We start from the raw sequence: 22,540 nt of genomic DNA on the forward strand, positions 1-22,540 counted from the left end.
CTGTCCTGGTGTACAGCTGCGCTGCTCAGCCTAGTGCTCTGGCCGGAAAGGTCCACCGGTTCGCGGCGTCCGGCACGGCACTTCGCGGCATGGTCGGAGTCGTCCGAGTACGCCCGGTACGAGGACGATCCTCCGCCGTGCGACGCACCGCGCCGGACGCCGCGAACGAGGCAAACCCTTCCGGCCAGAGCACTGGCCGGGGCGCACGCCGTACGCCCCGGCCGTCTCAGCCGGCGGCCGGCCGCCGCCCCCACGCCAGCTGCCGGTCGCCTTCTTCCAGGCGTCGACGTACGCCGTCAGGCCGGCGTTCACCTCGGCCCAGTCGGGTGCGGGTCCGGGCCTCCTCGGGCCCACCCGGCTCCGTACTCATCGCCGCGTCCCCGCCCCGGCGAGCCCCGCGAGGACGTCCGGGAGTTCCGCGACGGTGGCCAGGACGTGCGTGGCGCCGGCTTCGCACAGCGCGGGCTCGTCGTGGGCGCCGGTCAGCACGCCCGCGACCACGGCGGCGCCGGAGCGGCGGCCGCAGAGCATGTCGTACGGGGTGTCGCCCGCCACGGCGATCTCCCGTACGTCGTCGGCCGCCCCGGTGCGCAGCAGGGCGGCGAGCACCAGGTCGGGGAACGGCCGCCCGCGCCCGGCGTCGGCCGGGCACAGGGTGAGGTCGGCGATGTCCCGCCAGCCGAGTGCGTCCACCACCACCGTGCCCCGCCCCTTGCGCCGCACCCGGCCCTGGATCAACAGCTCGCGCAGCGCCTGACGCACGGTCTCCCGCGCCACCTCGAATGTGGCCGCCAACTCCCGCTCGGTCGGTAGCAGTCCACCCTCGCCGAGCTCGTCGAGCACGGACTCCAGCCGGGTCTTCACGGCGTAGTACTTGGGCACCCGGCCATGCTCGGGCACGCCGGACCGGATCGGGGCGCGGGGGTCTGTCACGGGACCGATCCTCGCAGAGCAGGAGCGGTCCGCCGTCAGCCCGGCACCGCGCCGCCGAAGACCGAGGCCAGCACGAGCAGCGCCGCGCCGTCGGCCACCACCCGCGTTCCGCCGGGGGCGACCGAGACGGGCACCGTGCGCCCGGCGGAACGCGCCGTGCGCTCGGTCAGCACCGCCGCGACCTCCCGGCCGAACAGCGCCTCGTCGGCCAGGACCGTGCGCCCGCCGAGCACCACCCGGTCGATGTCGAGCAGCGAGACGAGGTTGGCGGCGCCGACGCCCAGCAGGTACGCGGCGCCCGCCGTGTCACCGCGCTCGACCGCGGCCAGGCACATCGCCTCGATGCAGCCGCGGTTGCCGCAGCCGCACACGGGACCGTCCAACTGCACCACCTGGTGCCCGAACTCGCCCGCGCCGGTGCGCTCGCCCCGGAAGATCGCGCCGTCCAGCACCAGCCCGGCGCCCAGCCCGGTCCCCAGGTGCAAATACGCGAACGAGCCGCCGCCCCGGCCTCCCCCGCCGCTCCCGCCGCCCGCGTCCTGACCCAGGACCGCGAGCGCCGCCGCGTTGGTGTCCTTGTCGACGACGACCCGCAGCCCGAGCCGCCGCTCCAGCGCGTCGCGCAGCGGGAAGCCGTCCCAGTCCGGGAACCCGGTGACGCGGTGCAGGACGCCGGAGGCGTGGTCGAGCGGCCCGGGGGCGGCGACGCCGACACCGAGGAGGGCGGGGCCGGCGTCCAGCGCGCCCACCTCGCGCGCCACCGCCGCCAGCACCTCCTCAGCGGGACGTCCCAGGTCGAGCCGGGACGTACGGGCCGCCACCCGCTCGCCTGACAGGTCGGCGAGGACGACCGTCAGCTCGTCGCGGTCCAGGTGCACCCCGGCCGCGTACCGCGCCCCGCGCACCAGCCGCAGCTCGGTGCGCGGCTTGCCGCCGGTCGACGCCTGCCGCCCGGACTCCTCGGCGAGGCCCTCGGCCCGTAGCCGCGCGGTGATCTTGCTGACCGCCTGCGGGGTGAGCCCGGTTCGTTCGGCGAGCTCCAGCCGGCTGATGCCGCCCGTCCCGTGCCGGGTGGCGGCGCGCAGCAGGTCGAGCACCAGCGCGGCGTTGTGGTGCCGCAGCGCGGGCAGGTTGGCCCCTGAGATTCCCCTGTTCACCCCTCCATTGTCGTCGGTGCTTGCTCTTTGGCAACACTGTTGCGAAAGTAGGGCCCATGAGTAGCCCCGCCACCCCCCTCCGCGTCGGACTGGTCGGCTACGGCCTGGCCGGCTCCGTCTTCCACGCCCCGCTCATCGCCGCCACCGACGGCCTCGTCCTCGACACGATCGCCACCTCGAACCCCGAGCGCCGTGAGCAGGCCCGCGGCGAGCACCCCGACGTGCGGTTCGCCGACTCCCCCGAGGAGCTGTGGACGGGTGATCCCGTCGACCTCGTGGTGCTCGCCTCCCCCAACCGCACCCACGTGCCGCTCGCGACCGCGGCCCTGCGAGCCGGCGTGCCCGTCGTCGTCGACAAGCCGCTCGCCGGCACCGCCGCCGAGGCGTACGAGCTGGCCGCACTCGCCAAGGACCGCGGGCTGCTGCTCTCCGTCTTCCAGAACCGCCGCTGGGACAACGACTTCCTCACCCTGCGCCGCCTCCTGGACGACGGCGAACTCGGTACCGTGCAGCGCTTCGAGTCCCGCTTCGAGCGGTGGCGGCCGCAGCCCAAGGGCGGCTGGCGCGAGTCCGGCGACCCCGCCGAGATCGGCGGGCTCCTCTACGACCTCGGCAGCCACCTCGTCGACCAGGCGCTGACGCTCTTCGGCCCGGCCGTCCGCGTCTACGCCGAATCCGACGTGCGCCGCCCCGGCGCCCAGGTGGACGACGACACGTTCATCGCGATCACGCACGCCGGTGGCGTCCGCTCCCACCTGTGGGCCAGCGCCACCACCGCCCAGCTCGGCCCCCGCTTCCGCGCGCTCGGCAGCACCGCCGGCTACGTCAAGTACGGCCTCGACCCCCAGGAAGCAGCCCTCCGCGACGGCCTGCGCCCCGGCCCCGCCGACTGGGGCACCGAGCCGGAGAGCGCCTGGGGCACCCTCGGCGCCGGCGACTCCGTACACCCCGTCCCGACGCTGCCGGGCGACTACCCCGCCTACTACGCGGCCGTCGCCGCCGCGCTCCGCGACGGTACGGCCCCGCCGGTCACCGCGCTGGAGGCGGCCGCCGCCCTCGAAGTCCTGGAAGCCGCCCGCCGCTCCGCCCGCGAGGGCCGCACCGTGGAACTGGAGGCCCGCGCATGACCGCCACCGGCGACCTCGTGGCCGAACTCGAAGCGCAGGAGCGCGACCTCGTCCTTCCGGGCTTCAGCAATGACGACGCGTGGCGGCTGGGGTCGCTGCTGGTGGAGCTGGCGCGGGAGCGCGACGCTCCGGTGACGATCGACATCCGTCGCGGGAGCCAGCAGCTCTTCCACTACGCGCTGGAGGGCACCTCCCCGGACAACGACGCCTGGCTCGCCCGCAAGTCCCGCGTCGCGGAACGCTACGGCGCGTCCTCCTATCTCGTCGGCGCGCGCTTCCGCGCCAAGGGCACCACCTTCGAGGAGTCCTCCCGCCTCGATCCCGACCTCTACGCCGCGCACGGCGGCGCGGTCCCGCTCCGCGTGGCGGGCGTAGGAATCATCGGCACGGTGGCGGTCTCGGGCCTCCCCCAGGCGGAGGACCACGCACTGGCCGTCGAGGCGCTGGCCCGCATGGTGCGCGGGTAGCGCGAACCCGCTGGAGCGGTGGCTCGACATCGACTCGAGCGCAGGTCGTGAAGGCGAGGTGGCTTGACCGGTTCAGGAACTCAGCGCGGCACCGCGGTGCGGGGTCGAGCGTAATTCCATACGCGCGGGCGCCTATTCACGGCGCCACCGGCGCCGGCAGTTCGGGTGCGTTGTACGGTGACGACGGCTACGCCAAGCGCGGCACGGGGGACGTCGCGCGACGCGGTCCCGCTCCGGGCTCCCCTTTCACGCTGCGGTATTCCAGCACCGGAAGGAAGTCCATGAGCACCCACCCGGCTCCGATGTCCTACCCGAATCTGTTGAACTGGTTCAAGGGCGGCCCTCCCGACACCGCCGATATCGCCGCGGAACTCACCGACATGTCGCAGGGTGGCGATTACCGGCGCCTGGTGTCGTATCTGCGGCTGCACGGCGAGTTGAGTTTCTTCCTCTCGGCGATGCAGGTGGCCTATCCGCAGTTCATCGTGGCGAATCCGAAATTCCCGCTACCCCAGCGGAACCTGGCGACCCTGGACCGCGAGACGCTGAAGGCGGCGGGCGCTTCCTGCCTCACCGCCATCTCCTTGGGCGGGGCGCAGGAAGCGTTCAACGCGAAGTTCTTCTCGTGGAGCGACGGCAGCAGCCTCTGCTACCAGGGCATCCCGGTCTTCGCCACCGTCTCCGGGCACCGCGAGCGGTTACTCGTCGGCCCCGGCGACAAGCTCTACATCGCCGCCCCGGACCATCCGCTGAAGGGCTGGGTGCAGCGCGGCGGAAACGACGTGACGGTCCAGGAGATCGTCGACGTCCTGCCCGACGACCAGGAGAGCGGCTACAACGCCGTGAACGCCGAGCACACCGTCAACTGGCAGTGTTCGTTCGGCGATCTCACCACTCCCAAGGGTCTGATCCTGGCCGTCTCGAAGAGCGAGGCCTTCGGGCAGATCCAGTGGATCGCCCCGTACTGCGTGGCCGGGTGGGTGGCCTCGCTGATGCCGACGCTGTCCTCGCGAGGAACCATCAGGATTCCGGGGGGACAAGCGGAGATCGGCCAGAACGTCCACTCCACGGCACAGGTGGGCAGCGCGTGGCTCAAGGGGGTCGACGACATCGACTGCAAGCGGGCCGAATTCCCGCCGTACTGGACGACCAACGTCATCGCCACGCTCTGTCCGCACGCGGGGACGCAGCCGCACTTCCAGCACATCGTGGTCTTCTGCAACCTCCTGACGACGAACGGGTTCAAACCCGTCGGCACCCAGGGAACGAAGGCCGAGCTGGCGAAGCGGATCACGTTCCTCATCGGCGCGAAGCCGACCTACAAGGCCGCGCTGCTCACGCTCCCCAAGATCGGCGTCTACTACGAGGAATGCTTCTGACGGACGGCGCCGGACGGTACCGGGCCCGGCGCGCCGCACGACGCGCCGGGCCCGGGACTACGCGTCCGCCAGAACCTGCCGCTGGCGGCCCAGGCCGTCGATCTCCAGTTCCACCACGTCGCCCGCCCTCAGATACGGCTTCGGGTCGGGCTGGCCCAGCGCCACACCCGCCGGCGTTCCCGTGTTGATCACGTCACCCGGGTACAGCGTCATGAAATGGCTCAGGTACCGGACGACCTCCGCCACGGGGAAGATCTGGTCCGCGGTGGAACCGTTCTGCTTCGGTTCGCCGTTGACCCACAGCCGCAGGCCCAGCGCCTGCGGGTCCGGGATGTCGTCGGCGGTGACGAGCCACGGGCCGATGGGGTTGAACGTCTCGCAGTTCTTCCCCTTGTCCCACTGGCCGCCGCGCTCGATCTGGAACTCGCGCTCGGAGACGTCGTGGGAGAGGGCGTAGCCCGCGACCGCGGCCAGCGCCTCCTCGTGGGACGCGGCGTACCGAAGTCGCCGCCCGATGACGATGGCGAGTTCGACCTCCCAGTCGGTCTTCACGCTGCCGCGTGGCACCAGGACCGTGTCGTCGGGCCCGACGACCGTGTCCGGCGCCTTCATGAAGACGATCGGCTCGGCCGGAATCGGCGCGCCGGTCTCCGTCGCGTGGTCGTGGTAGTTGAGGCCGATGCAGACGATCTTGCCGATCCGGGCCAGCGGCGGCCCGACGCGCACCCCGGTGGCGTCCAACCGGGGCAGGGATCCGTCCGCCGCGGCGGCGGCTATCCGCGCGAGCGCGGCATCGTCGGCGAGGAGTGCGCCGTCGATGTCGGGCACGGTGCCGGACAGGTCGCGCAGGATTCCGTCGCCGTCCAGCAGGGCCGGGGCTTCAGCTCCGGCGGGTCCGACACGCAGCAGTTTCACAGGCGTACTCCTATTGGGCGAGGGTGGTCATCCGATGTCTTGGCAGATCCTCCAAGAGATCGAGTCCGTCCCGCAAGCCCCCTTTCACGAAGTGGACTTCGCGGCATCCAGTGCCACCCGTGCGGCCCGCGGGGGAGCGGCGGAAAGATCTCCGCCATCGTGGCGGCGCCAAAAGCGGCACCGGGTGCCGCGTGCATCGCGGGCGGCCGCGCCTTCGGCACCCGCCGGTGGCCCGGCCCTTGGGCGGGTCTTCACATCCTCGCCTGGCCGACGGGGCCTAGGCCGTGTCTGACACATACCGGCGTCCGCCCGGAGGGCGGGGCCCGGGGCGTTTGGTGCGTGCGATCGCACGGCGGAGGGTCGCCCCTGTACTGGACGTACCGGGGCGGGCCCGACAACTGGGGGCCCCTCCCAGCGGTAGCTGGGGGAGAGCGCGCGTGCCAGGCGTCCCGGGCCAGGCGGGATGTGCCAGACACGGCCTAGCGCGCCTGGGCGGACTTCAGCCGTCCCCACACCACCAGCCGGTACTTGGAGGTGTATTCGGGCGTGCAGGTGGTGAGGGTGATGTACGCGCCGGGGCCGGTCATGCGGGCGCCCGGGTGCACGGCGCTGAACGGCACCGGGGCGATCACGGATCCGTCGGAGGGGTTCGTCTGCGGCACGGTCTTCTCCACGACGTAGACGAAACGGCCGGTGGCCGTCTCGACGGTCACCGTGTCGCCGGCCCGCAGCCGGTTGATGTAGCGGAACGGCTCCCCGTGGGTGTTGCGGTGTCCGGCGACGGCGAAGTTCCCCTGCCGGCCGGGCTGCGCGGTCTGCGGGTAGTGGCCGACGTAGCCGTGGTTGAGTATGGCGGTCTTGCCGATGCCCTGGGCGACGGGGGCGGTTACGCCGATCGCGGGGATGCGCAGCACGGCGTAGGCCAGATCGTCCCGTTCGGGTGTTGCGGCCTGTCGCTGAGGGCCCTTGGTCGGCGCCTTGTCATCGGATGTATCCACCGTCGGGTTGTCACCGGGCACCGACGTCGGGTCCGGATCGGGGCCCTGAGCCGGAGCCGCGTCCCACTGCCGCTCCAGCGCCGCCACCTCGCGCCGCGCGGCCTCGTGCGCCCGCAGGTTGGTCCACCACAACTGGTGCGCCACCAGCAGCAGCACGACGACCCCGAACGTCACCCCCAGTTCGGCCGCGCCCCACAGCGCCCGCCCCAGCGGGGTCCGCCGGGCGCCGCCACTCCGCAGGAGCCGCCCACGGGCCTGGACGACGACCCGGGCGGGCCGGGCAGGCCGGACAGGCCCTGATTTCTGACGCACCGTCATGCGAAGGACGATACGGCCGCCGGCCTACCCCGTGAAGAGTTGCGACGCCGCGTAGATCGCGAGCCCCGCCAGCGCGCCGACCACCGTTCCGTTGATCCGAATGAACTGCAGGTCACGCCCCACATGCGCCTCGATCTTGCGGGACGTCTGGTCGGCGTCCCAGCCCGCCACCGTCTCGGTGATCAGCGACGTGATCTCGTCCCGATAGGTCGTCACCACATACGTGGCGGCGTCCTCCAGCCAGCCGTCCACCTTCGCCTGCAGGGCGCCGTCGGTCGCCATCCGGGTGCCCAGCGACAGCAGCGACGCCCGGGTCCGCAGCCGCAGCTCGCTGCGCTCGTCCTCGGCGGCCGCCACGACCATGCCCCGGACCGCGGTCCACGCCGACTCGATCAGGTCCTGCACCTCACCGCGCGCCAGCAGGTCCTTCTTCAGCCGCTCGACGCGCTCGCGGGTGTCCGGATCCGACTGCAACTCCACGGCGAAGTCCGCGAGGAACCGGTCAACCGCCCCGCGCGCCGGGTGGTCCGGCATGTCACGCATCTCGGCGGTGAAGCGCACCAGCTCCTTGTAGACCCGCTCGCCGACCTTGCGGTCCACGAAGCGCGGCGTCCACCCCGGCGCGCCACCCTGCACCGCGTCCATCACCGAGTCGCCGTGCTCCACCAGCCACTCGTGCGCCCGCACGCAGACCAGGTCGACCACCCGCCGGTGGCCGCCGTCCTCGACGACGCGCTCCAGCATCCTGCCGACGCCCGGCGCCACCTCCCGGCCCTCCGCGCGCCGGGTGATCGCCTCGCCGACCACCGCCTGCACATCGGAGTCCCGCAGCACCGTCAGCACGCCGCGCAGCGCCGCCGCGGCCTGCTCCGTCACCTTGTCGGCGTGCTCGGGCTCCGCGAGCCAGGCGCCGAGCCGCGAACCGATACCGACCGCCCGCAGGCGGGTCCTGACGACGTCCGCCGACAGGAAGTTCTCGCCGACGAAGTCGCCGAGGCTGTGCCCGAGGGTGTCCTTCTTCGTCGGGATGATCGCGGTGTGCGGGATCGGCAGTCCCAGCGGGCGGCGGAACAGCGCCGTGACGGCGAACCAGTCCGCCATCGCGCCGACCATGCCCGCCTCCGCGGCGGCGGCGACGTACCCCCGCCCAGGGACCGGCGCCCGCCGAGTCCGCCCACTTCGCCAGGGCGTAGACCACCGTCGCGGCGAGCAGCAGCCCGGTCGCGATCACCTTCATCCGGCGGACCCCGCGCCACCGGCCCTCGTCGGCGGCCTCCGCGGCGCTCGGCGCCGCACCCGGCCCGCCCCGTGGACCGCCGGCGTGACCGCCACCCGGATCGCTCACTACCGCTGCTTCCATCCGCTCCACCCGCGTATCGTCACCGCCACTGCCAACCTGGGAACGAACAACAGGTTCCCCGCGTCCCGGTAAGTCACGCCAGGAACGGCGGACGGCCGCCGGCGCCGTCCCGGAGCCCCGCACCCCAACCCGTACCGCACCCCGCACCGAAGGAGCGAGTCGCGATGACAGCGCAGGACAGGACCGGAGGGCTGCCCGGCTACGCCGGACACTTCGAGGAGCCCGCGGGGTACCTGGACTTCGCCCGCTACGGCCCGCCCTCCCGCGACGTCCTGGACGCCACCGGCGCAGGCCCTGGCCGACTCCGCCCGCGCCACCCACAGCACCGTGGACGACCTGATGCGCGCCGAGCCGCGGGCCAGGGAGGCCGCCGCCCGGCTGGCCGGGACCGACCCCGACCACGTCGTGCTGCTCCCGAACACGTCCAGTGGCCTGTTCCACGCCGCCTTCGGAATCTCCGGCGGCACCGTCCTCGTCCCGTCCGGCGAGTTCCCCTCCAACCAGTACCCGTGGCGGCGCGCCGCGGAGCTCGGCCGGGCCGTACCGCGCCCGCTGGAGGCCGACCAGCGGGGCCTGATCAGCCCCGACACCGTCCGCGACGCCCTGACCGGCCCCGGCGGCGACGACGTCGTGGCCGTGGCGGTGAGCGCCGTGGACTTCCGCACGGGCCAGCGCGCCGACCTCGCCGCGCTCCGCGAGGTGATCGGCGACCGGCTGCTCATCGTCGACGCCATCCAGGGCTTCGGCGTCGCCGACCTGCCCTGGCGGGCCGCGGACGTCGTCGTCACCGGCGGCCAGAAGTGGCTGCGGGCCGGCTGGGGCACCGGCTTCGCCGCCCTGTCCGACCGGGCGCTGGAACGGCTGGAGCCCACCCTCACCGGCTGGACCGGCGTCGAGGACGCGGGGGTCTTCGACGACCGCGAGCACCCGCCCGCCGCCGGCGCCCAGCGGTGGAGCGTCACCCACCTGAGCCCCGTCACCGCGGCCGCCCTCGCCGCCGCCCTCGAACTGGTCGAGCGGTCCGGCGTACCCGCCATCGAGGAGCACATCACCACCCGGGTGGCGCAACTCATCGACACCGTTCTGGCCTGCGGCGGCGAGGTGCTCTCCCCCGTCGCCCCCGAGCAGCGCGCCGGCATCGTCTCCTTCCGCATCCCCGGCACCGACCCGCGCCTCGTCGCCAAGGCGCTGCACGGTTTCGAGGTCACCCCGACGGTCCGCCCCGACTCGCTGCGCCTGTCCGCGCACGCCTCCACGCCACTGGCCGCCGTCGACCGGGTGCACGCGGCCCTCAGCTCACTGCGCTAGGCCGTGTCTGACACATACCGGCGTCCGCCCGGAGGGCGGGGCCCGGGGCGTCTGGTGCGGGCGATCGCACGGCGGAGGGTCGCCCCTGTACTGGACGTACCGGGGCGGGCCCGACAACTGGGGGCCCCTCCCAGCGGTAGCTGGGGGAGAGCGCGCGTGCCAGGCGTCCCGGGCCAGGCGGGATGTGTCAGACACGGCCTAGGACCTGTCTACGAACCGGGGCCCGCCGACTGCGCCGGCACCGTCGAGTACATCCGCGCGATGACGTCCTCGATCGCCGGCTCCCGCACCGAGAGGTCCACCAGCGGATAGCGCGCCGCCAGTTCGGCGACCAGCGGCGCCGCGCTGCCCGCCGCCGGGAACGCCAGCCACTGGCGCGGCCCCTCGACCTTCACGCACCGCGCGCCCGCCACCGCCACCGCCGGCAGCTGTCGTTCGAAGTCGACGACGAGCGTGCGCTCGCTCTCCCCTACCGCGTGCAGCCCGTCCAGACCGCCGTCGTACATCAGCCGCCCGTGGTCGATGACCATCACCCGCTCGCACAGCTGCTCGATGTCGGTCAGGTCGTGCGTGGTCAGCAGGACGGTCGTGCCCTGCTCGGCGTTGACCGTCCGCAGGAACTCCCGCACCTTCGCCTTGCTGACCACGTCGAGACCGATCGTCGGCTCGTCCAGGTACAGCACCTCCGGATCGTGCAACAGCGCCGCCGCGATGTCACCGCGCATCCGCTGCCCCAGCGACAACTGGCGCACCGGCACGTCCAACAGCGGCCCGAGGTCGAGGAGGTCGACGCAGCGCGCGAGGTTCCTCGCGTACCGCCCGTCCTCGATCCGGTACATCCGCCGCACCAGCTGGTAGGAGTCCTTCAGCGGCAGGTCCCACCACAACGTGGTGCGCTGCCCGAAGACCACCCCGATGCGCCGCGCCAGCTTCGTCCGGTCCCGCGACGGGTCGATCCCCGCGACCCGCACCCGCCCGCCGCTGGGCGTCAGGATCCCGGTCAGCATCTTGATCGTGGTGGACTTCCCAGCCCCGTTCGGCCCGATGTACCCGACCATCTCGCCGCGCGGCACCGAGAACGAGATCCCGTCGACCGCCCGCACCCGGTGCCGCTCCCGCCGCCACCGCCCGGCCTTCCGGCGCACGTCGAAGGCCTTCTCCACCGCGTCGAGTTCGATGTGCGCGCTGTCGCCGTCCACTGTCCCCATCCTCCGTCCCTCAGCTTCCCGTGCTCCGGTACGACCGCAGCCCCGTCCGCCACGCCAGGCCCGCCACCGCGCAGCACGCGACCGCCACCAGCGGCGACGCGAAGTCCAGCCATCCGGGCAGCGCCAGCGGGTCGTCGCGACCCAGGATGCGCAGCGCGGGCAGCCAGTTGACGAACGCCAGCGGCACGATGAAGGTGACGCCGCGCACCAGATCCTTGGCGAAGATCGACGGCGGGTACTGCAGCAGCGTGTTCCCGCCGTACGTGAAGGAATTCTGCACCTCGGAGGCGTCGCCCGCCCAGAACTGGAAGGCCGCACCCGCCACGAACACGGCCCCGAAGATCGCGCCTCCGCTGAGCAGCATCATCGGCATCATCAGCACCTTCAGCACGGTCCAGTCGATGTCCAGCCGCATCAGCGACCAGCCCAGCACCAGCGAGCCCTGGGTGATGCGCCCCAGCCGCCGCAGCGCGAACCGGTCGGCGGCCACCTGCGCGAGGACCGGTACCGGCCGCAGCAGCAGCGTGTCCAGCGTCCCGTCCCGTACCCGGCGCCCGAGCCGGTCCATGCTGCCCATCGTCAGATCGGCCAGCCCGAAGGCGGTGCTGGTCGTCCCGTACAGGAACGCCACCTCAGGCAGCGTGAACCCGCCCAACGTCGTGACGTGCGAGAACATCAGCAGGATCGTCGCGAAGTCCAGACCGGTGGTCGCGAAGTTGCCGAACGCGGTCATCAGGAACGACGCCCGGTACGCCATCGTCGACCGCACCCACATCGCGACGATCAGCCCGTACGCCCGCAGCCCGTCGACCAGCGGGCGCCCTTCGGCGGGCTTTTCGACGAACTCGAACGCCGCGCCCTCATCCACCCTGCACCACCACCTTCCTGGTCGCCACGGACTGCAGCGCCCGCCCCGCCCCCAGCAGCGCCAGCGCCCAGCCCGCCTGGAAGGCGAACACCCGCACCAGACCCGCGCCGGTGTGCCTGCCGAGAAAGACATCGGCGGGGATCTGCTGCAGCGCCGCCCACGGCAGGGCCCGCGCCGCCGCACCGAGTTGGCCGGGGAAGAGCGTCAGCGGCAGCAGCGCGCCGGAGAAGAACATGCTCGCCAACCCGGCGATCTGGCTGACTCCGGCACCGTCGAGCAGCCAGAACGCGCTCAGCACGACGAGATAGCGCAGCGCGAAGCTGACGACCACCCCCAGCGCCACCGACACCAGGAACAGCAGCCAGGTCAGCGGGGACGCCGGCAGCGTCAGCTCGAAGGCGAGCGACCCGATCAGCATCGGCACGACACCCCGGCCGATCAGATGGAACGCCGCCCGGCCCAGGTCGGTGGCGAGCCACCACAGTTGCAGGTCGGCGGGCCGGTACAGGTCGATCGCCACGTCCCCGGTACGGACCCGCTCGATCAGCTCGTCCTGGAACCCGCCGCCCATCATCGCCGTGGCCATCAGCAGCGCCTGGCCGATCCACACGTACGTCAGCGCCTGGGACCGGTCGTAGCCGCCCAGCCCGGGACGCGCGTTCCACAGCGCGATATAGGTGTAGGCGAGGATGAAACCGAAGACCGTGTTGGTGAAGACGCCCGCGGCGGTGGCGACCCGGTACGTCGCGAACCGCCGGAACCCGCTCAGCGCGACCGCCGCGTACAGCCGAAGGCCGCCCACCGTCCCACGTCCCGTCCGTCAGAGGCATGGTCCCGCACCCGCCGGTCCCGCCCGCACTCGCCGTTCCCGCCCGCACTCGCCGGTCCCGCACCCGCCGTTCGTGCCAAAGGCGCCGAGCTTAATCGCCCATCGGGAGGACCCGCCAATCGATTTCCACCCGTTCGAGTGCGGCGATTCGGCCGTTCAGCCTGTCACAGCCCTGTCACGGGTGCGCGCCGTTGATCGCACAAGCGCGGATGATGCGACAGTGTTCAACGGGGCGTACGTAACGATTGACCCAAGATGTTCCGTCGCGGACCAACCCCGGCGGCGGCGGAGGAGTCCTAGCAGACATGAGCGACGAGCCGGAGCAGCAGAAGAGCAGTAACGCTTCGCCAGGCTGGGAGCCCCGACCGCCGGTCCTCAATCGGAGGGGACGGCCCCGGCGCACCGGCCTCGGCCGGCTCATCCCGACCTGGCGGACGGTGACCAGCACCGTCATCATCGTCCTGCTCATCTGCATCGGCGGCTTCTTCATCGGCTACACCCTGGTGCCGATCCCGAACCCCAACGCCGCCGCCACCGCCCAGAGCAACGTCTACTTCTACGCCGACGGCAAGACCGAACTGGCCCGCGACGGCGAGATCAACCGCGAGAACGTCACCCTCGCGCAGATCGCCAAGACCGCCCAGTACGCGGCACTCTCCGCCGAGGACCGCGGCTTCTACCACGAGTCCGCCGTCAGCCCGAAAGCGATGATCCGCGCCGCCTGGAACACCGTCACCGGCAAGGGCAAGCAGTCCGGCTCCACGATCACCCAGCAGTACGTGAAGAACTACTACCTCAACCAGGAGCAGACCGCACTCCGCAAGGTCAAGGAGTTCTTCATCGCGATCAAACTCGATCGCAACGTGACCAAGGACGAAATCCTCGAGGGGTATCTGAACACCAGCTACTTCGGCCGGAACTCATACGGCATCCAGGCCGCCTCCCGGGCCTACTTCAGCAAGGACGCCGACAAACTCACCACCGCCGAGGGCGCCTACCTCGCCACCCTCCTCAACGCCCCCAGCGAGTACGACGTCGTCGCCCACCCGCAGAACCGCGCCAAGGCCGAGGCCCGGTGGAACTACGTCCTCGACGGCATGGTGAAGGAAGGCTGGCTCGGCGCCGCGGAACGCGCCGTCACCAAATTCCCCACCCCGGGCAAGCCCAAGCCCGCCGCCAGCAAGACCGGCCAGCGCGGCTACATCATCGAGGCCGTCAACGACTACCTCGACGACAACAACATCATCGACGCGGAAACCCTGCGCGCCGGCGGCTACCGGATCGTCACCACGATCCAGAAGGACAAGGAGGACGCCTTCGTCGCGGCCACCAAGAAGAAGGTCTACGACCAACTCGGCGATACCAAGGCCGACAGCTACGTCCGCGCCGGCGGCGCCTCCATCGACCCCGCCACCGGCAAGGTCGTCGCCATGTACGGCGGCATCGACTACACCAAGCAGTACGTCAACAACGCCACCCGGAGCGACTACCAGGTGGGCTCGACGTTCAAGCCCTTCATCTTCGCCTCCGCCGTGCAGAACAACTCCCAGACGCAGGACGGCCGCCAGATCACCCCGCGCACCATCTACAACGGCGACAACCGCCGCCCGGTGATCGGCCCCGACGGACCGGTCCACTACGCGCCGCCCAACGAGGACCAGAAGGACTACGGCGACATCACCGTCACCAAGGCCATGGACAACTCGGTCAACGCGGTCTACGCGCAGATGGCCCAGGACGTCGGGCCCAGCAGCGTCGTCAACACCGTGCACGCGCTGGGCCTGCCTCCCACGTCCACGCTCAAGACCCTCCCCTCGATGGCCCTCGGCACCATGGAGGCCAGCCCCCTCTCCATGGCCCAGGGCTACGCGACTCTCGCCAACCACGGCAAGTACATCCCGTACACCCTCGTCGAGAAGATCACCAAGGACAACGGCGACCTCAGCCTCCCGCACCGCGACAGCAAGCAGGCCATCCCCCGCGAAGCGGCCGACACCACCACCTCCATCCTGCAGAGCGTCGCCGAAGGCGGCACCGCCTCCGTCGCCCAGGAGTCCGGCCGCACCTCCGCCGCCAAGACCGGCACCATCGACGAGGACAAGGCCGCCTGGTTCGCCGGCTACACCCCGAACCTCGTCACCGTCGTCGCCGTGATGGGCCAGAACCCCGACACCGGCCGCCACGAGTCGCTCAACGGCGCACTCGGAGTGCCGCGCGTCAACGGCGGCGGCGCACCCGGCGAGGTCTGGGCCTCCTACACCGGAGCCGCCCTCAGCGGCACCGAGGACATCGACTTCGACCTCGAACTGCAGGACGGCGCCGCCGCCCCGACCGAGGCCCCCACCACCACACCGCCCACGTCGGCGACGCCCTCCACCACCCCGCCCCGGACGCCGCCCAGCACCACCCCGCCGACGCCGTCCCCCACCACCCCGTCACCGACACCGACCGAAACCCCGACGGAGACCCCCACCGAGACCCTGCCACCGACCAGCGGACCCCCGACCCTGCTGCCCAGCGGCGGAGCGGTCGGCGGAGCCGGCGGGGACGGCGGAGCCGGCGGGAACGGTGGGAACGGCGGGAACGGCGGCCCCAACGTGGGGTGAGGGTTCAGTGGCCCGACGTGGCCTTCAGACCCACGACGGCCACCAGCAGCAGGCAGACGAAGAAGATACGGGCGGCGGTCGCCGGCTCACCCAGCACCACCATGCCCAGGACCGCCGCCCCCGCGGCGCCGATGCCCACCCACACGCCGTACGCCGTACCGATCGGCAGCGTCTTCGCCGCCCGCGACAGCAGCATCATGCTCACCACGATGCCCGCACCCGTGAACACGCTCGGCCACAGCCGCGTGAAGCCGTCGGTGTACTTCATCCCGATCGACCAGGCGACCTCGACCAGACCCGCGACACACAAAAGGACCCATGCCACGACGGCACCTCCATGGTTTCTCGCTTCCAGGGGGTGCGTCGTCTTTGCATGGGTCCCGGTACGGCGCGTCTCGTCGGGCTCATCCCAACGGTAGCAAAGTACGGAAAGCTACAGATAAAGGCCCGTGGAGTCCTCCGAGCCCTGCAACCGCTCGGCCGCGACCGCGTGCAGATCCCGCTCGCGCATCAGCACATACGCGACACCCCGCACCTCGACCTCGGCCCGGTCCTCCGGGTCGTACAACACCCGGTCCCCGACCTCCACCGTCCGCACGTTCTGGCCCACCGCGACCACCGCGGCCCACGCCAAACGCCGGCCCACCGCGGCCGTGGCCGGGATGAGGATGCCGCCACCCGAGCGGCGCTCCCCCTCCGAACCTTCGGCCCGCACCAGCACCCGGTCATGCAGCATCCGGATCGGCAGCTTGTCGTGCTCATCCTTGGAACTCACGGCGACGACGTTACCGCCGACGCCGACGGACCGAGAGCCCGGCCACCACAGCGACCAGCGCCACCGCGGCCACCGCCACCGGCACCACCCGGTCCACCCGCAGCACACCCTCCTCGGACACGAAGTGCCCGCGGGCGTCACTCACCGCCCGGTTCGCCGCCACATACGCCTGGCCCACCGTGCGGTCCACCGCGGAGAAGGCCTTCGCCTTCATGTCCCGCGCGACCGTACTCGGGTGCACCCTTACCGCGATCTCGTCCAGCGTCGCGGCCAGATCCTGCCGCCTACGGGAGATCTCCGCCTCAATCTGAGCGGGAGTCCTGCCTTCCGACACCGCACTGCCTCCAACGCCTAGACCGGTACCGTGACGAACAGTCTGTCAGCCCGACGCGGACCGCGCCCCGTCGGCACCCCGTTTGCGTACCCGGGAGTATCCCGCGTGTACCCGCGTAAGGAGCCCTCACCCATGACCGAACGCCTCCAGTCCGGCGACACCGCCCCCGCCTTCACCCTCCCGGACGCCGACGGCAAGCCCGTCTCCCTCGCCGACCACGCCGGCCGCAAGGTCATCGTCTACTTCTACCCGGCCGCCCTCACCCCCGGCTGCACCAAGCAGGCGTGCGACTTCACCGACAACCTCGACCTGCTCGCCGCCGCCGGCTACGACGTGATCGGCGTCTCACCCGACAAGCCGGAGAAGCTCGCCAAGTTCCGCGAGAAGGAATCCCTGAAGGTCACCCTGGTGGGCGATCCCGACAAGAAGGTCCTCGAGGCCTACGCCGCCTTCGGCGAGAAGAAGCTGTACGGCAAGACCGTCACCGGCGTCATCCGCTCCACCGTGATCGTCGGCGCCGACGGCAAGGTCGAACACGCCTTCTACAACGTCAAGGCCACCGGCCACGTCGCCAAGCTCATCAAGGACCTGGGGGTCTGACCGGCCGACCCCGGCGTCCGGAGTGACCAAGGTCCCGAATCCCGGGACCTTGGTTTACTCCCGCACGAAGTGCGCAGGAGAGTCCCTCGGATCTGAACCGCCGACGAGAGGACCCCCTGTGCCGACCCGCCAAGCCGACCCCACGGCCGAAACCGAGGCGGCCGACCAGGGCGCCCGTCGACGCCACCCCGGCCTCTACCGGGTCATCCGCCGCAGGAAGAACCCACCCCTGCGGCGCAGCGACATCACCGTCACCGACGAAGCCGCCGTCAAGCGCGCCGTGAAAGCCGCCTCCCTCGGCAACGCCATGGAATGGTTCGACTTCGGCATCTACAGCTACCTGGCCGTCACCATCGGCCATGTCTTCTTCCCCTCCGGAAGCGACACCGTGCAGCTGCTCTCGTCCTTCGCGACGTTCGCCGTCGCCTTCCTCGTCCGCCCCGTCGGCGGCATGGTCTTCGGACCCATGGGCGACAAGATTGGCCGCAAGAAGGTCCTCGCCCTCACCATGATCATGATGGCGATCGGCACCTTCGCGATCGGCCTGATCCCCTCCTACGCCGCCATCGGCTTCTGGTCCCCTGTCCTGCTCATCCTCTTCCGGCTGGTCCAGGGCTTCTCAACGGGCGGCGAATACGGCGGTGCCTCCACGTTCATCGCCGAGTACGCCCCCGACAAGCGCCGCGGATACTTCGGCAGCTTCCTCGAGTTCGGCACCCTCGCCGGCTACATCGGCGCCGCCGGACTCGTCACGATCCTCACCACCGTCCTCGACGACGGCTCCATGCAGAGCTGGGGCTGGCGCATCCCCTTCCTCGTCGCCGGCCCCATCGGCCTGATCGGCCTCTACCTCCGGCTCAAGCTCGATGAGACCCCCGCCTTCCAGAAGCTCGACAACGAGAACATCCGCGCCTCCGACGCCGCGACCGCCGTCGAGACCACCGCCAAGGGCGACCTCGCCAAGATCTTCACGAACCACTGGCCGAGCCTCATCCTCTGCATCGCCCTCGTCGCCGCGTACAACATCAACGACTACATGCTGCTCTCGTACATGCCGACGTACCTCACCGACGAACTCCACTACTCCGAGACCCACGGCCTGCTCGTCCTGCTCGGCGTCATGGTCTTCCTGATGCTGATCATCAATCAGGTCGGCCGCCTCAACGACCGCTACGGCCGCAAACCGCTCCTCATGGCCGGCATGCTCGGCTTCCTCGTCCTCACCGCCCCCTCGTTCCTCCTGGTCAAGCAGGGCAGCCTGCCCGCCATCATCGCCGGCATGCTGCTGCTCGGCCTCTCCCTCGTCTGCCTCCTCGGCACCATGTCCGCCGCCCTCCCGGCCCTCTTCCCCACCCAGGTCCGCTACGGCTCCCTCTCGGTCGGCTACAACCTCTCCACCTCCCTCTTCGGCGGCACGACCCCCCTGGTCATCACCGGTCTCATCAGCCTGACCGGCAGCGACATGATGCCCGCGTACTACTCGATGGCCGCGGCCCTCGTCGGCGTCATCGCCGTCGCCTGCATGAAGGAGACCGCCCAACAGCCCTTGGCCGGCTCCCCGCCGGCGGTCGCCACCGACGCCGAAGCCGCGGAACTCTGCGCGGCCCAGTCCCGCACCCCCCGTTTCTGACCCTCCGGGCGGAACCCGTCCGTGACCGTCACCCGAATGCCTCGTTAGTACGTACGAGGCTGCGACAAACAGCCGCACCCAGGGCTCTGCAGCCACCACCGGTGAGCGAGGGATTCCCCCCGGTCGCGGCTGCACCGGGATCCCCCTCCCGCCGAAAGATCCGGAGGGGGATCCGCATGCCATCCAGCCAATACACCCGCGAGCGCCTCGAAGAGGCCGCCACATCGGGCGGGACGAATGCGACGTCCGGTCCGTACGGCCGGAACAGACTGGCTACCGCCGTTGCCGCGTCGCGCGGCTGGGCCGACCTGATGCGCCGCCTCGGGCTCAAGGAGAGCGGCGGTCAGCGCCGGGTCCTGCAGGAGAAGGTGGCCGGACACGGCCTCGACACCAGCCACTTCAAGCAGCGCAGCCCCTGGCGCAAGTACCCGGACGAGGCCATCGCGGCGGCGGTCGCCGGCTCGACGACGCTGCGCGAGGTCGTCGTCAAGCTCGGCGCCCCACCGGCCACCGGCACGCTCTCGCACATCGGCCGCCGTATCTCGGCGGCGGGCATCGACGTCAGCCACTTTCCCGGGATGAACCGCGGACAACTCGGCCTGCCGTTCACCGCGGTGGAGCTCACTGCGGCGGCGGCTTCCACCACCAGCGTCCGCGGCCTGGCCCGCGAACTAGGCGCGGCCGACGACAGCAGATCGCGAGCGGCCCTCGGCAGGATGCTGAAGGAGCACGGCGTCGACACCGCCCATTTCCGCAACACGCGACGGCTCATCCCGGAGGCAGACCTGCGCGAGGCCGTGTCCACGGCCACCAGCTACGCCGACGTGATGCGCACCCTCGGCCTCCCCGTGAACGCCGGCAACCACCGCCGAGTGCGGCAGAAGGTGGCGCAACTCGGCCTGCCCACCAACCACTTCCGGCGCCGCCCCTGGGCGCGAGGGCGAATGCACGAGCCGAAGCCCCCGGCCGCACGAGCGCTCGCCGTCCTTCCGGCGGGTTCCCCGCGAACGAACCGTCACCGGCTGCACCGGGCGCTCCAGGAGGTCGGAGTCCCCTATCTCTGCGCGCCCTGCGGCAACGAGGGTAAGTGGCGGGGCGAGCCCGTCACCCTGCAGATCGACCACATCAACGGCGACTGGCTCGACAACCGCCGGGAGAACCTCCGCTATCTCTGTCCCAACTGCCACGCGATCACCGATACCTGGTGCCGCGGGGGCCGCCGGGCGCCCTCCCGGGCGCACCTTCAACCAGTGCGGCCGGCACCCGATATCATGGGTGGCAGCTAGCGGCGGTGGCGCAGTGGCGACGCAGCAGACTTAGGATCTGTGGCCCGTGAAACGGCTTGAGGGTTCGAATCCCTTCCGCCGCACAGCCAACGACCTGCGGATCGAAGGTTTGATCCGCAGGTCGTTTTTTGTTGCCCTCAGCCCAGGAGCTCCGCCACCAGCGGAGCCAGCTCCCGGAACGCCACCCCCCGGTGGCTGATCGCGTTCTTCTCCGACGGAGTCAGTTCGGCGCAGGTGCGGGTGTCGCCGTCCGGCTGGAGGATCGGGTCGTAGCCGAAGCCGCCGGTGCCGGCCGGGGTGTGGCGGAGGGTGCCGGGGAGGCGGCCTTCCACGACGCGTTCGGTGCCGTCCGGGAGGGCGAGGGCGGCCGCGCAGGCGAAGTGCGCGGCGCGGTGGGGGTCGGCGATGTCGGAGAGTTGGGCGAGGAGCAGGGCGAGGTTGGCGGCGTCGTCGCCGTGGGTGCCGGCCCAGCGGGCGGAGAAGATGCCGGGGGCGCCGCCGAGGACGTCGACGCAGAGGCCGGAGTCGTCGGCGACGGCGGGGAGGCCGGTGGCCTGGGCCAGGGCGTGGGCTTTGAGGAGGGCGTTCTCGGCGAAGGTGACGCCGGTTTCCTTGACGTCGGGGATCTCGGGGTAGGCGTCCGCGCCGACGAGGTCCACGGCGAGACCTGTGTCGGCGAGGATGGCACGGAGTTCGGTGACTTTGTGGGCGTTTCGGGTCGCGAGGACAAGGCGCTGCATGGCGTTGATTATCGCGCTCAGCCGGGGGTGCAGACCTTCGTCAGTTCGCCCGCCGCGTCCGCGACCGGCGAGACGTCGGGGGTGGTGCCCTTGTTGGCGGCCGTGCGGGCGTTCTTGACGGCGGTGTTGAGGTCGTTGACGGCCTTGGTGACGTCGGCGTTGTCGGTCTTGTTGCCGACGTCCTTGAGGTCGTTCGAGATCTGGTCGAGGGCGTTGACGGCGTCCTGCGGGCTGTTGCCGGCGTTGCTGACGGCGTTCTGCAGGTTCTGGACGTCGCCCGCGACTGCGGCGGCCACGTGGGCGCAGTCGTGTGCCTTGTCGATGGCGCTGCAGCCGGCGGCGGCCGGGAGCGTCAGGGCGGCGGCCGCGGCGAGGGCGGCGATGGTGAGGCGGCGGCGCGTGGCCATGGGTGGGTTCCTCCCCGGGGGATCTCCGTGTGAGATCTGTACCGGTAGACACGCGCCGCGCGCCGCCCCAGTTGCCTGGTTGCGCGAAAGTGACAGCTTTGGGACGCCCTCGCTCAGCCCAGTACGGCGAGTTGGGCGGCGGTCAGGTCCGCGCAGCCGCCGACGGCGAGGTCGAGGAGGGCGTTGAGTTCGGTGCGGTCGAAGGGGGCGCCTTCGGCGGTGCCCTGGACTTCGATGAAGCGGCCGTCGCCGGTGCAGACGACGTTCATGTCGGTCTCGGCCTTGACGTCTTCCTCGTAGGCGAGGTCGAGGAGGGGTACGCCGTCGACGATGCCGACGCTGACGGCGGCGACGGTGCCGGTGAGGGGTTTGGCGTTGGCGCGGATGAGCTTCTTCTGCTGCATGTAGGTGACGGCGTCGGCGAGGGCGACGTAGGCGCCGGTGATGGCGGCGGTGCGGGTGCCGCCGTCGGCCTGGAGGACGTCGCAGTCGAGGACGATGGTGTTCTCGCCGAGGGCTTTGTAGTCGATGACGGCGCGCAGCGAGCGTCCGATGAGGCGGGAGATCTCGTGGGTGCGGCCGCCGATCTTGCCGCGGACGGATTCGCGGTCGCCGCGGGTGTTGGTGGCGCGCGGGAGCATGGAGTACTCGGCGGTGACCCAGCCTTCGCCGCTGCCCTTGCGCCAGCGGGGCACGCCTTGGGTGGCGCTGGCGGTGCAGAGGACTTTGGTGTCGCCGAAGGAGACGAGGACCGAGCCCTCGGCGTGCTTGCTCCATCCGCGTTGGATGGTGACGGGGCGGAGCTGTTCGGGGGTGCGGCCATCGAATCGAGACATGGTTGGACCCTATCGACAAACGGCGGGGGCCCGTTCCGGTGTCGGAACGGGCCCCCGTGACGTGTGGAGGGTCAGTCCATCATGTCTTCGATGTCGGCGGCGATGGGGTCGGCGTCGGTGCCGATGACGACCTGGATCGCGGTGCCCATCTTGACGACGCCGTGGGCGCCGGCCTTCTTGAGGGCGGCCTCGTCGACGAGGCCGGGGTCCTTCACCTCGGTGCGGAGGCGGGTGATGCAGCCCTCGACCTCTTCGATGTTGTCGAGTCCGCCGAGTCCGGCGACGATCTGCTCAGCCTTGGTGGCCATTGCTCACTCCTGAGTGTCTCGGCCCGGCGGCCCGGTCCGGTTTCAAACGGTAACGCACGTTTGGCCCATCTTCGCGGGCAGGGTTCCGGTTTGTGACGAAAGATAACGATCACTGGTGCCGTGCCCTCGGGGGCGTTGTGCCACCCGCGTC

22 protein-coding genes, 1 tRNA gene, 1 pseudogene and 1 riboswitch are annotated in these 22,540 nt (G+C 71.2%); of the genes and pseudogenes, 9 read left to right on the forward strand and 15 right to left on the reverse strand.

Translation table 11 applies throughout. The features are described from left to right. Window positions 1–366: 366 nt before the first annotated feature. Window positions 367–942, reverse strand: a complete 576-nt coding sequence (locus tag M2266_RS13240) for a GntR family transcriptional regulator (protein WP_277441186.1) — start codon at window positions 940–942, stop codon at window positions 367–369. Window positions 943–968: 26 nt separating this feature from the next. After that, window positions 969–2,090 carry an ROK family transcriptional regulator gene (locus M2266_RS13245; protein ID WP_277438381.1) on the reverse strand — a complete coding sequence of 374 codons (1,122 nt, stop codon included), beginning with the start codon at window positions 2,088–2,090 and terminating at the stop codon, window positions 969–971. A gap of 56 nt (window positions 2,091–2,146) precedes the next feature. Here M2266_RS13245 and M2266_RS13250 point away from each other — a divergent pair, with 56 nt between their 5' ends. The 3 genes from M2266_RS13250 (at window position 2,147) to M2266_RS13260 (ending at window position 5,063) form a co-directional block, all read left to right on the forward strand. Beyond that, window positions 2,147–3,217, forward strand: coding sequence for a Gfo/Idh/MocA family oxidoreductase (locus tag M2266_RS13250; protein WP_277438382.1), 1,071 nt, complete (start codon window positions 2,147–2,149; stop codon window positions 3,215–3,217). Next, complete coding sequence (locus M2266_RS13255; protein ID WP_277438383.1) at window positions 3,214–3,684, forward strand: heme-degrading domain-containing protein; 471 nt, start codon at window positions 3,214–3,216, stop codon at window positions 3,682–3,684. Before M2266_RS13250 ends, M2266_RS13255 begins: the two co-directional genes overlap by 4 nt. A gap of 281 nt (window positions 3,685–3,965) precedes the next feature. Then, window positions 3,966–5,063 carry a hypothetical protein gene (locus M2266_RS13260; protein WP_277438384.1) on the forward strand — a complete coding sequence of 366 codons (1,098 nt, stop codon included), beginning with the start codon at window positions 3,966–3,968 and terminating at the stop codon, window positions 5,061–5,063. Between the two features lie 57 nt (window positions 5,064–5,120). Here the strand turns inward: M2266_RS13260 and M2266_RS13265 are convergent, their stop codons facing one another. The 3 genes and pseudogenes from M2266_RS13265 to M2266_RS13275 all read right to left on the reverse strand — a co-directional run bounded on the left by M2266_RS13265 (window position 5,121) and on the right by M2266_RS13275 (window position 8,654). Continuing rightward, complete coding sequence (locus tag M2266_RS13265) at window positions 5,121–5,978, reverse strand: fumarylacetoacetate hydrolase family protein (RefSeq protein ID WP_277438385.1); 858 nt, start codon at window positions 5,976–5,978, stop codon at window positions 5,121–5,123. 479 nt (window positions 5,979–6,457) lie between these two features. Then, window positions 6,458–7,294, reverse strand: coding sequence for a class E sortase (locus M2266_RS13270; RefSeq protein WP_277438386.1), 837 nt, complete (start codon window positions 7,292–7,294; stop codon window positions 6,458–6,460). A 24-nt stretch (window positions 7,295–7,318) separates the two neighbouring features. Continuing rightward, window positions 7,319–8,654, reverse strand: a pseudogene (locus M2266_RS13275) (DUF445 domain-containing protein). A 327-nt stretch (window positions 8,655–8,981) separates the two neighbouring features. Between M2266_RS13275 and M2266_RS13280 the strand changes: the two are divergent. After that, window positions 8,982–9,962: an aminotransferase class V-fold PLP-dependent enzyme gene (locus tag M2266_RS13280; protein ID WP_277438387.1), complete on the forward strand. Its 981-nt coding sequence runs from the start codon at window positions 8,982–8,984 to the stop codon at window positions 9,960–9,962. A gap of 209 nt (window positions 9,963–10,171) precedes the next feature. On the opposite strand, the gene M2266_RS13285 is transcribed toward M2266_RS13280, so the two are convergent. From M2266_RS13285 to M2266_RS13295, 3 genes are all read right to left on the reverse strand, one after another. Beyond that, on the reverse strand, window positions 10,172–11,170 hold the full coding sequence (locus M2266_RS13285; protein ID WP_277438388.1) for an ATP-binding cassette domain-containing protein: 999 nt from the start codon (window positions 11,168–11,170) through the stop codon (window positions 10,172–10,174). Window positions 11,171–11,180: 10 nt separating this feature from the next. After that, window positions 11,181–11,945, reverse strand: a complete 765-nt coding sequence (locus tag M2266_RS13290; protein WP_277441187.1) for an ABC transporter permease — start codon at window positions 11,943–11,945, stop codon at window positions 11,181–11,183. 85 nt (window positions 11,946–12,030) lie between these two features. Further along, a complete protein-coding gene (locus M2266_RS13295; protein WP_277438389.1) occupies window positions 12,031–12,840 on the reverse strand; it encodes an ABC-2 family transporter protein in 810 nt (269 codons plus the stop codon). Window positions 12,841–13,172: 332 nt separating this feature from the next. On the opposite strand from M2266_RS13295, the gene M2266_RS13300 reads away from it, so the two are divergent. Further along, complete coding sequence (locus M2266_RS13300) at window positions 13,173–15,473, forward strand: transglycosylase domain-containing protein (RefSeq protein WP_277438390.1); 2,301 nt, start codon at window positions 13,173–13,175, stop codon at window positions 15,471–15,473. Window positions 15,474–15,477: 4 nt separating this feature from the next. Here M2266_RS13300 and M2266_RS13305 read toward each other — a convergent pair whose 3' ends face one another. The 3 genes from M2266_RS13305 to M2266_RS13315 all read right to left on the reverse strand — a co-directional run bounded on the left by M2266_RS13305 (window position 15,478) and on the right by M2266_RS13315 (window position 16,582). Continuing rightward, on the reverse strand, window positions 15,478–15,798 hold the full coding sequence (locus tag M2266_RS13305; RefSeq protein WP_277438391.1) for a multidrug efflux SMR transporter: 321 nt from the start codon (window positions 15,796–15,798) through the stop codon (window positions 15,478–15,480). A 32-nt stretch (window positions 15,799–15,830) separates the two neighbouring features. Continuing rightward, a riboswitch (guanidine-III (ykkC-III) riboswitch) is annotated at window positions 15,831–15,893 on the reverse strand. Between the two features lie 13 nt (window positions 15,894–15,906). Further along, entirely contained in the window at window positions 15,907–16,209 is a 303-nt protein-coding gene (locus tag M2266_RS13310; protein ID WP_138356628.1) for a co-chaperone GroES, read from the reverse strand. A 49-nt stretch (window positions 16,210–16,258) separates the two neighbouring features. Beyond that, on the reverse strand, window positions 16,259–16,582 hold the full coding sequence (locus M2266_RS13315) for a DUF3618 domain-containing protein (protein ID WP_277438392.1): 324 nt from the start codon (window positions 16,580–16,582) through the stop codon (window positions 16,259–16,261). 132 nt (window positions 16,583–16,714) lie between these two features. On the opposite strand from M2266_RS13315, the gene bcp reads away from it, so the two are divergent. From bcp to M2266_RS13335, 4 genes are all read left to right on the forward strand, one after another. After that, window positions 16,715–17,182 (forward strand): thioredoxin-dependent thiol peroxidase, encoded by a 468-nt coding sequence (gene bcp / locus M2266_RS13320; RefSeq protein ID WP_277438393.1) that lies wholly within the window; start codon window positions 16,715–16,717, stop codon window positions 17,180–17,182. A gap of 118 nt (window positions 17,183–17,300) precedes the next feature. Further along, window positions 17,301–18,812, forward strand: coding sequence for a glycine betaine/L-proline transporter ProP (gene proP, locus M2266_RS13325; RefSeq protein ID WP_277438394.1), 1,512 nt, complete (start codon window positions 17,301–17,303; stop codon window positions 18,810–18,812). Window positions 18,813–18,988: 176 nt separating this feature from the next. After that, on the forward strand, window positions 18,989–20,098 hold the full coding sequence (locus tag M2266_RS13330) for an HNH endonuclease signature motif containing protein (RefSeq protein WP_277438395.1): 1,110 nt from the start codon (window positions 18,989–18,991) through the stop codon (window positions 20,096–20,098). Beyond that, window positions 20,098–20,181 (forward strand) — tRNA-Leu (locus tag M2266_RS13335). Before M2266_RS13330 ends, M2266_RS13335 begins: the two co-directional genes overlap by 1 nt. A 54-nt stretch (window positions 20,182–20,235) precedes the next feature. Here the strand turns inward: M2266_RS13335 and rdgB are convergent. From rdgB to M2266_RS13355, 4 genes are all read right to left on the reverse strand, one after another. Then, the gene (gene rdgB / locus M2266_RS13340) at window positions 20,236–20,838 is read right to left on the reverse strand and encodes an RdgB/HAM1 family non-canonical purine NTP pyrophosphatase (RefSeq protein WP_277438396.1); all 603 of its coding nucleotides are present in this window, start codon (window positions 20,836–20,838) and stop codon (window positions 20,236–20,238) included. A 17-nt stretch (window positions 20,839–20,855) separates the two neighbouring features. After that, window positions 20,856–21,245 (reverse strand): hypothetical protein, encoded by a 390-nt coding sequence (locus tag M2266_RS13345; protein WP_277438397.1) that lies wholly within the window; start codon window positions 21,243–21,245, stop codon window positions 20,856–20,858. A 113-nt stretch (window positions 21,246–21,358) separates the two neighbouring features. Next, window positions 21,359–22,081 carry a ribonuclease PH gene (gene rph / locus M2266_RS13350; protein ID WP_277438398.1) on the reverse strand — a complete coding sequence of 241 codons (723 nt, stop codon included), beginning with the start codon at window positions 22,079–22,081 and terminating at the stop codon, window positions 21,359–21,361. Between the two features lie 71 nt (window positions 22,082–22,152). Then, window positions 22,153–22,389, reverse strand: a complete 237-nt coding sequence (locus M2266_RS13355; RefSeq protein WP_277438399.1) for a PTS glucose/sucrose transporter subunit IIB — start codon at window positions 22,387–22,389, stop codon at window positions 22,153–22,155. Between the last annotated feature and the right edge of the window lie 151 nt (window positions 22,390–22,540).

Origin of the sequence: Streptomyces sp. SPB162 (genome assembly GCF_029504575.1) — a bacterium.
Lineage (GTDB): Bacteria > Actinomycetota > Actinomycetes > Streptomycetales > Streptomycetaceae > Actinacidiphila.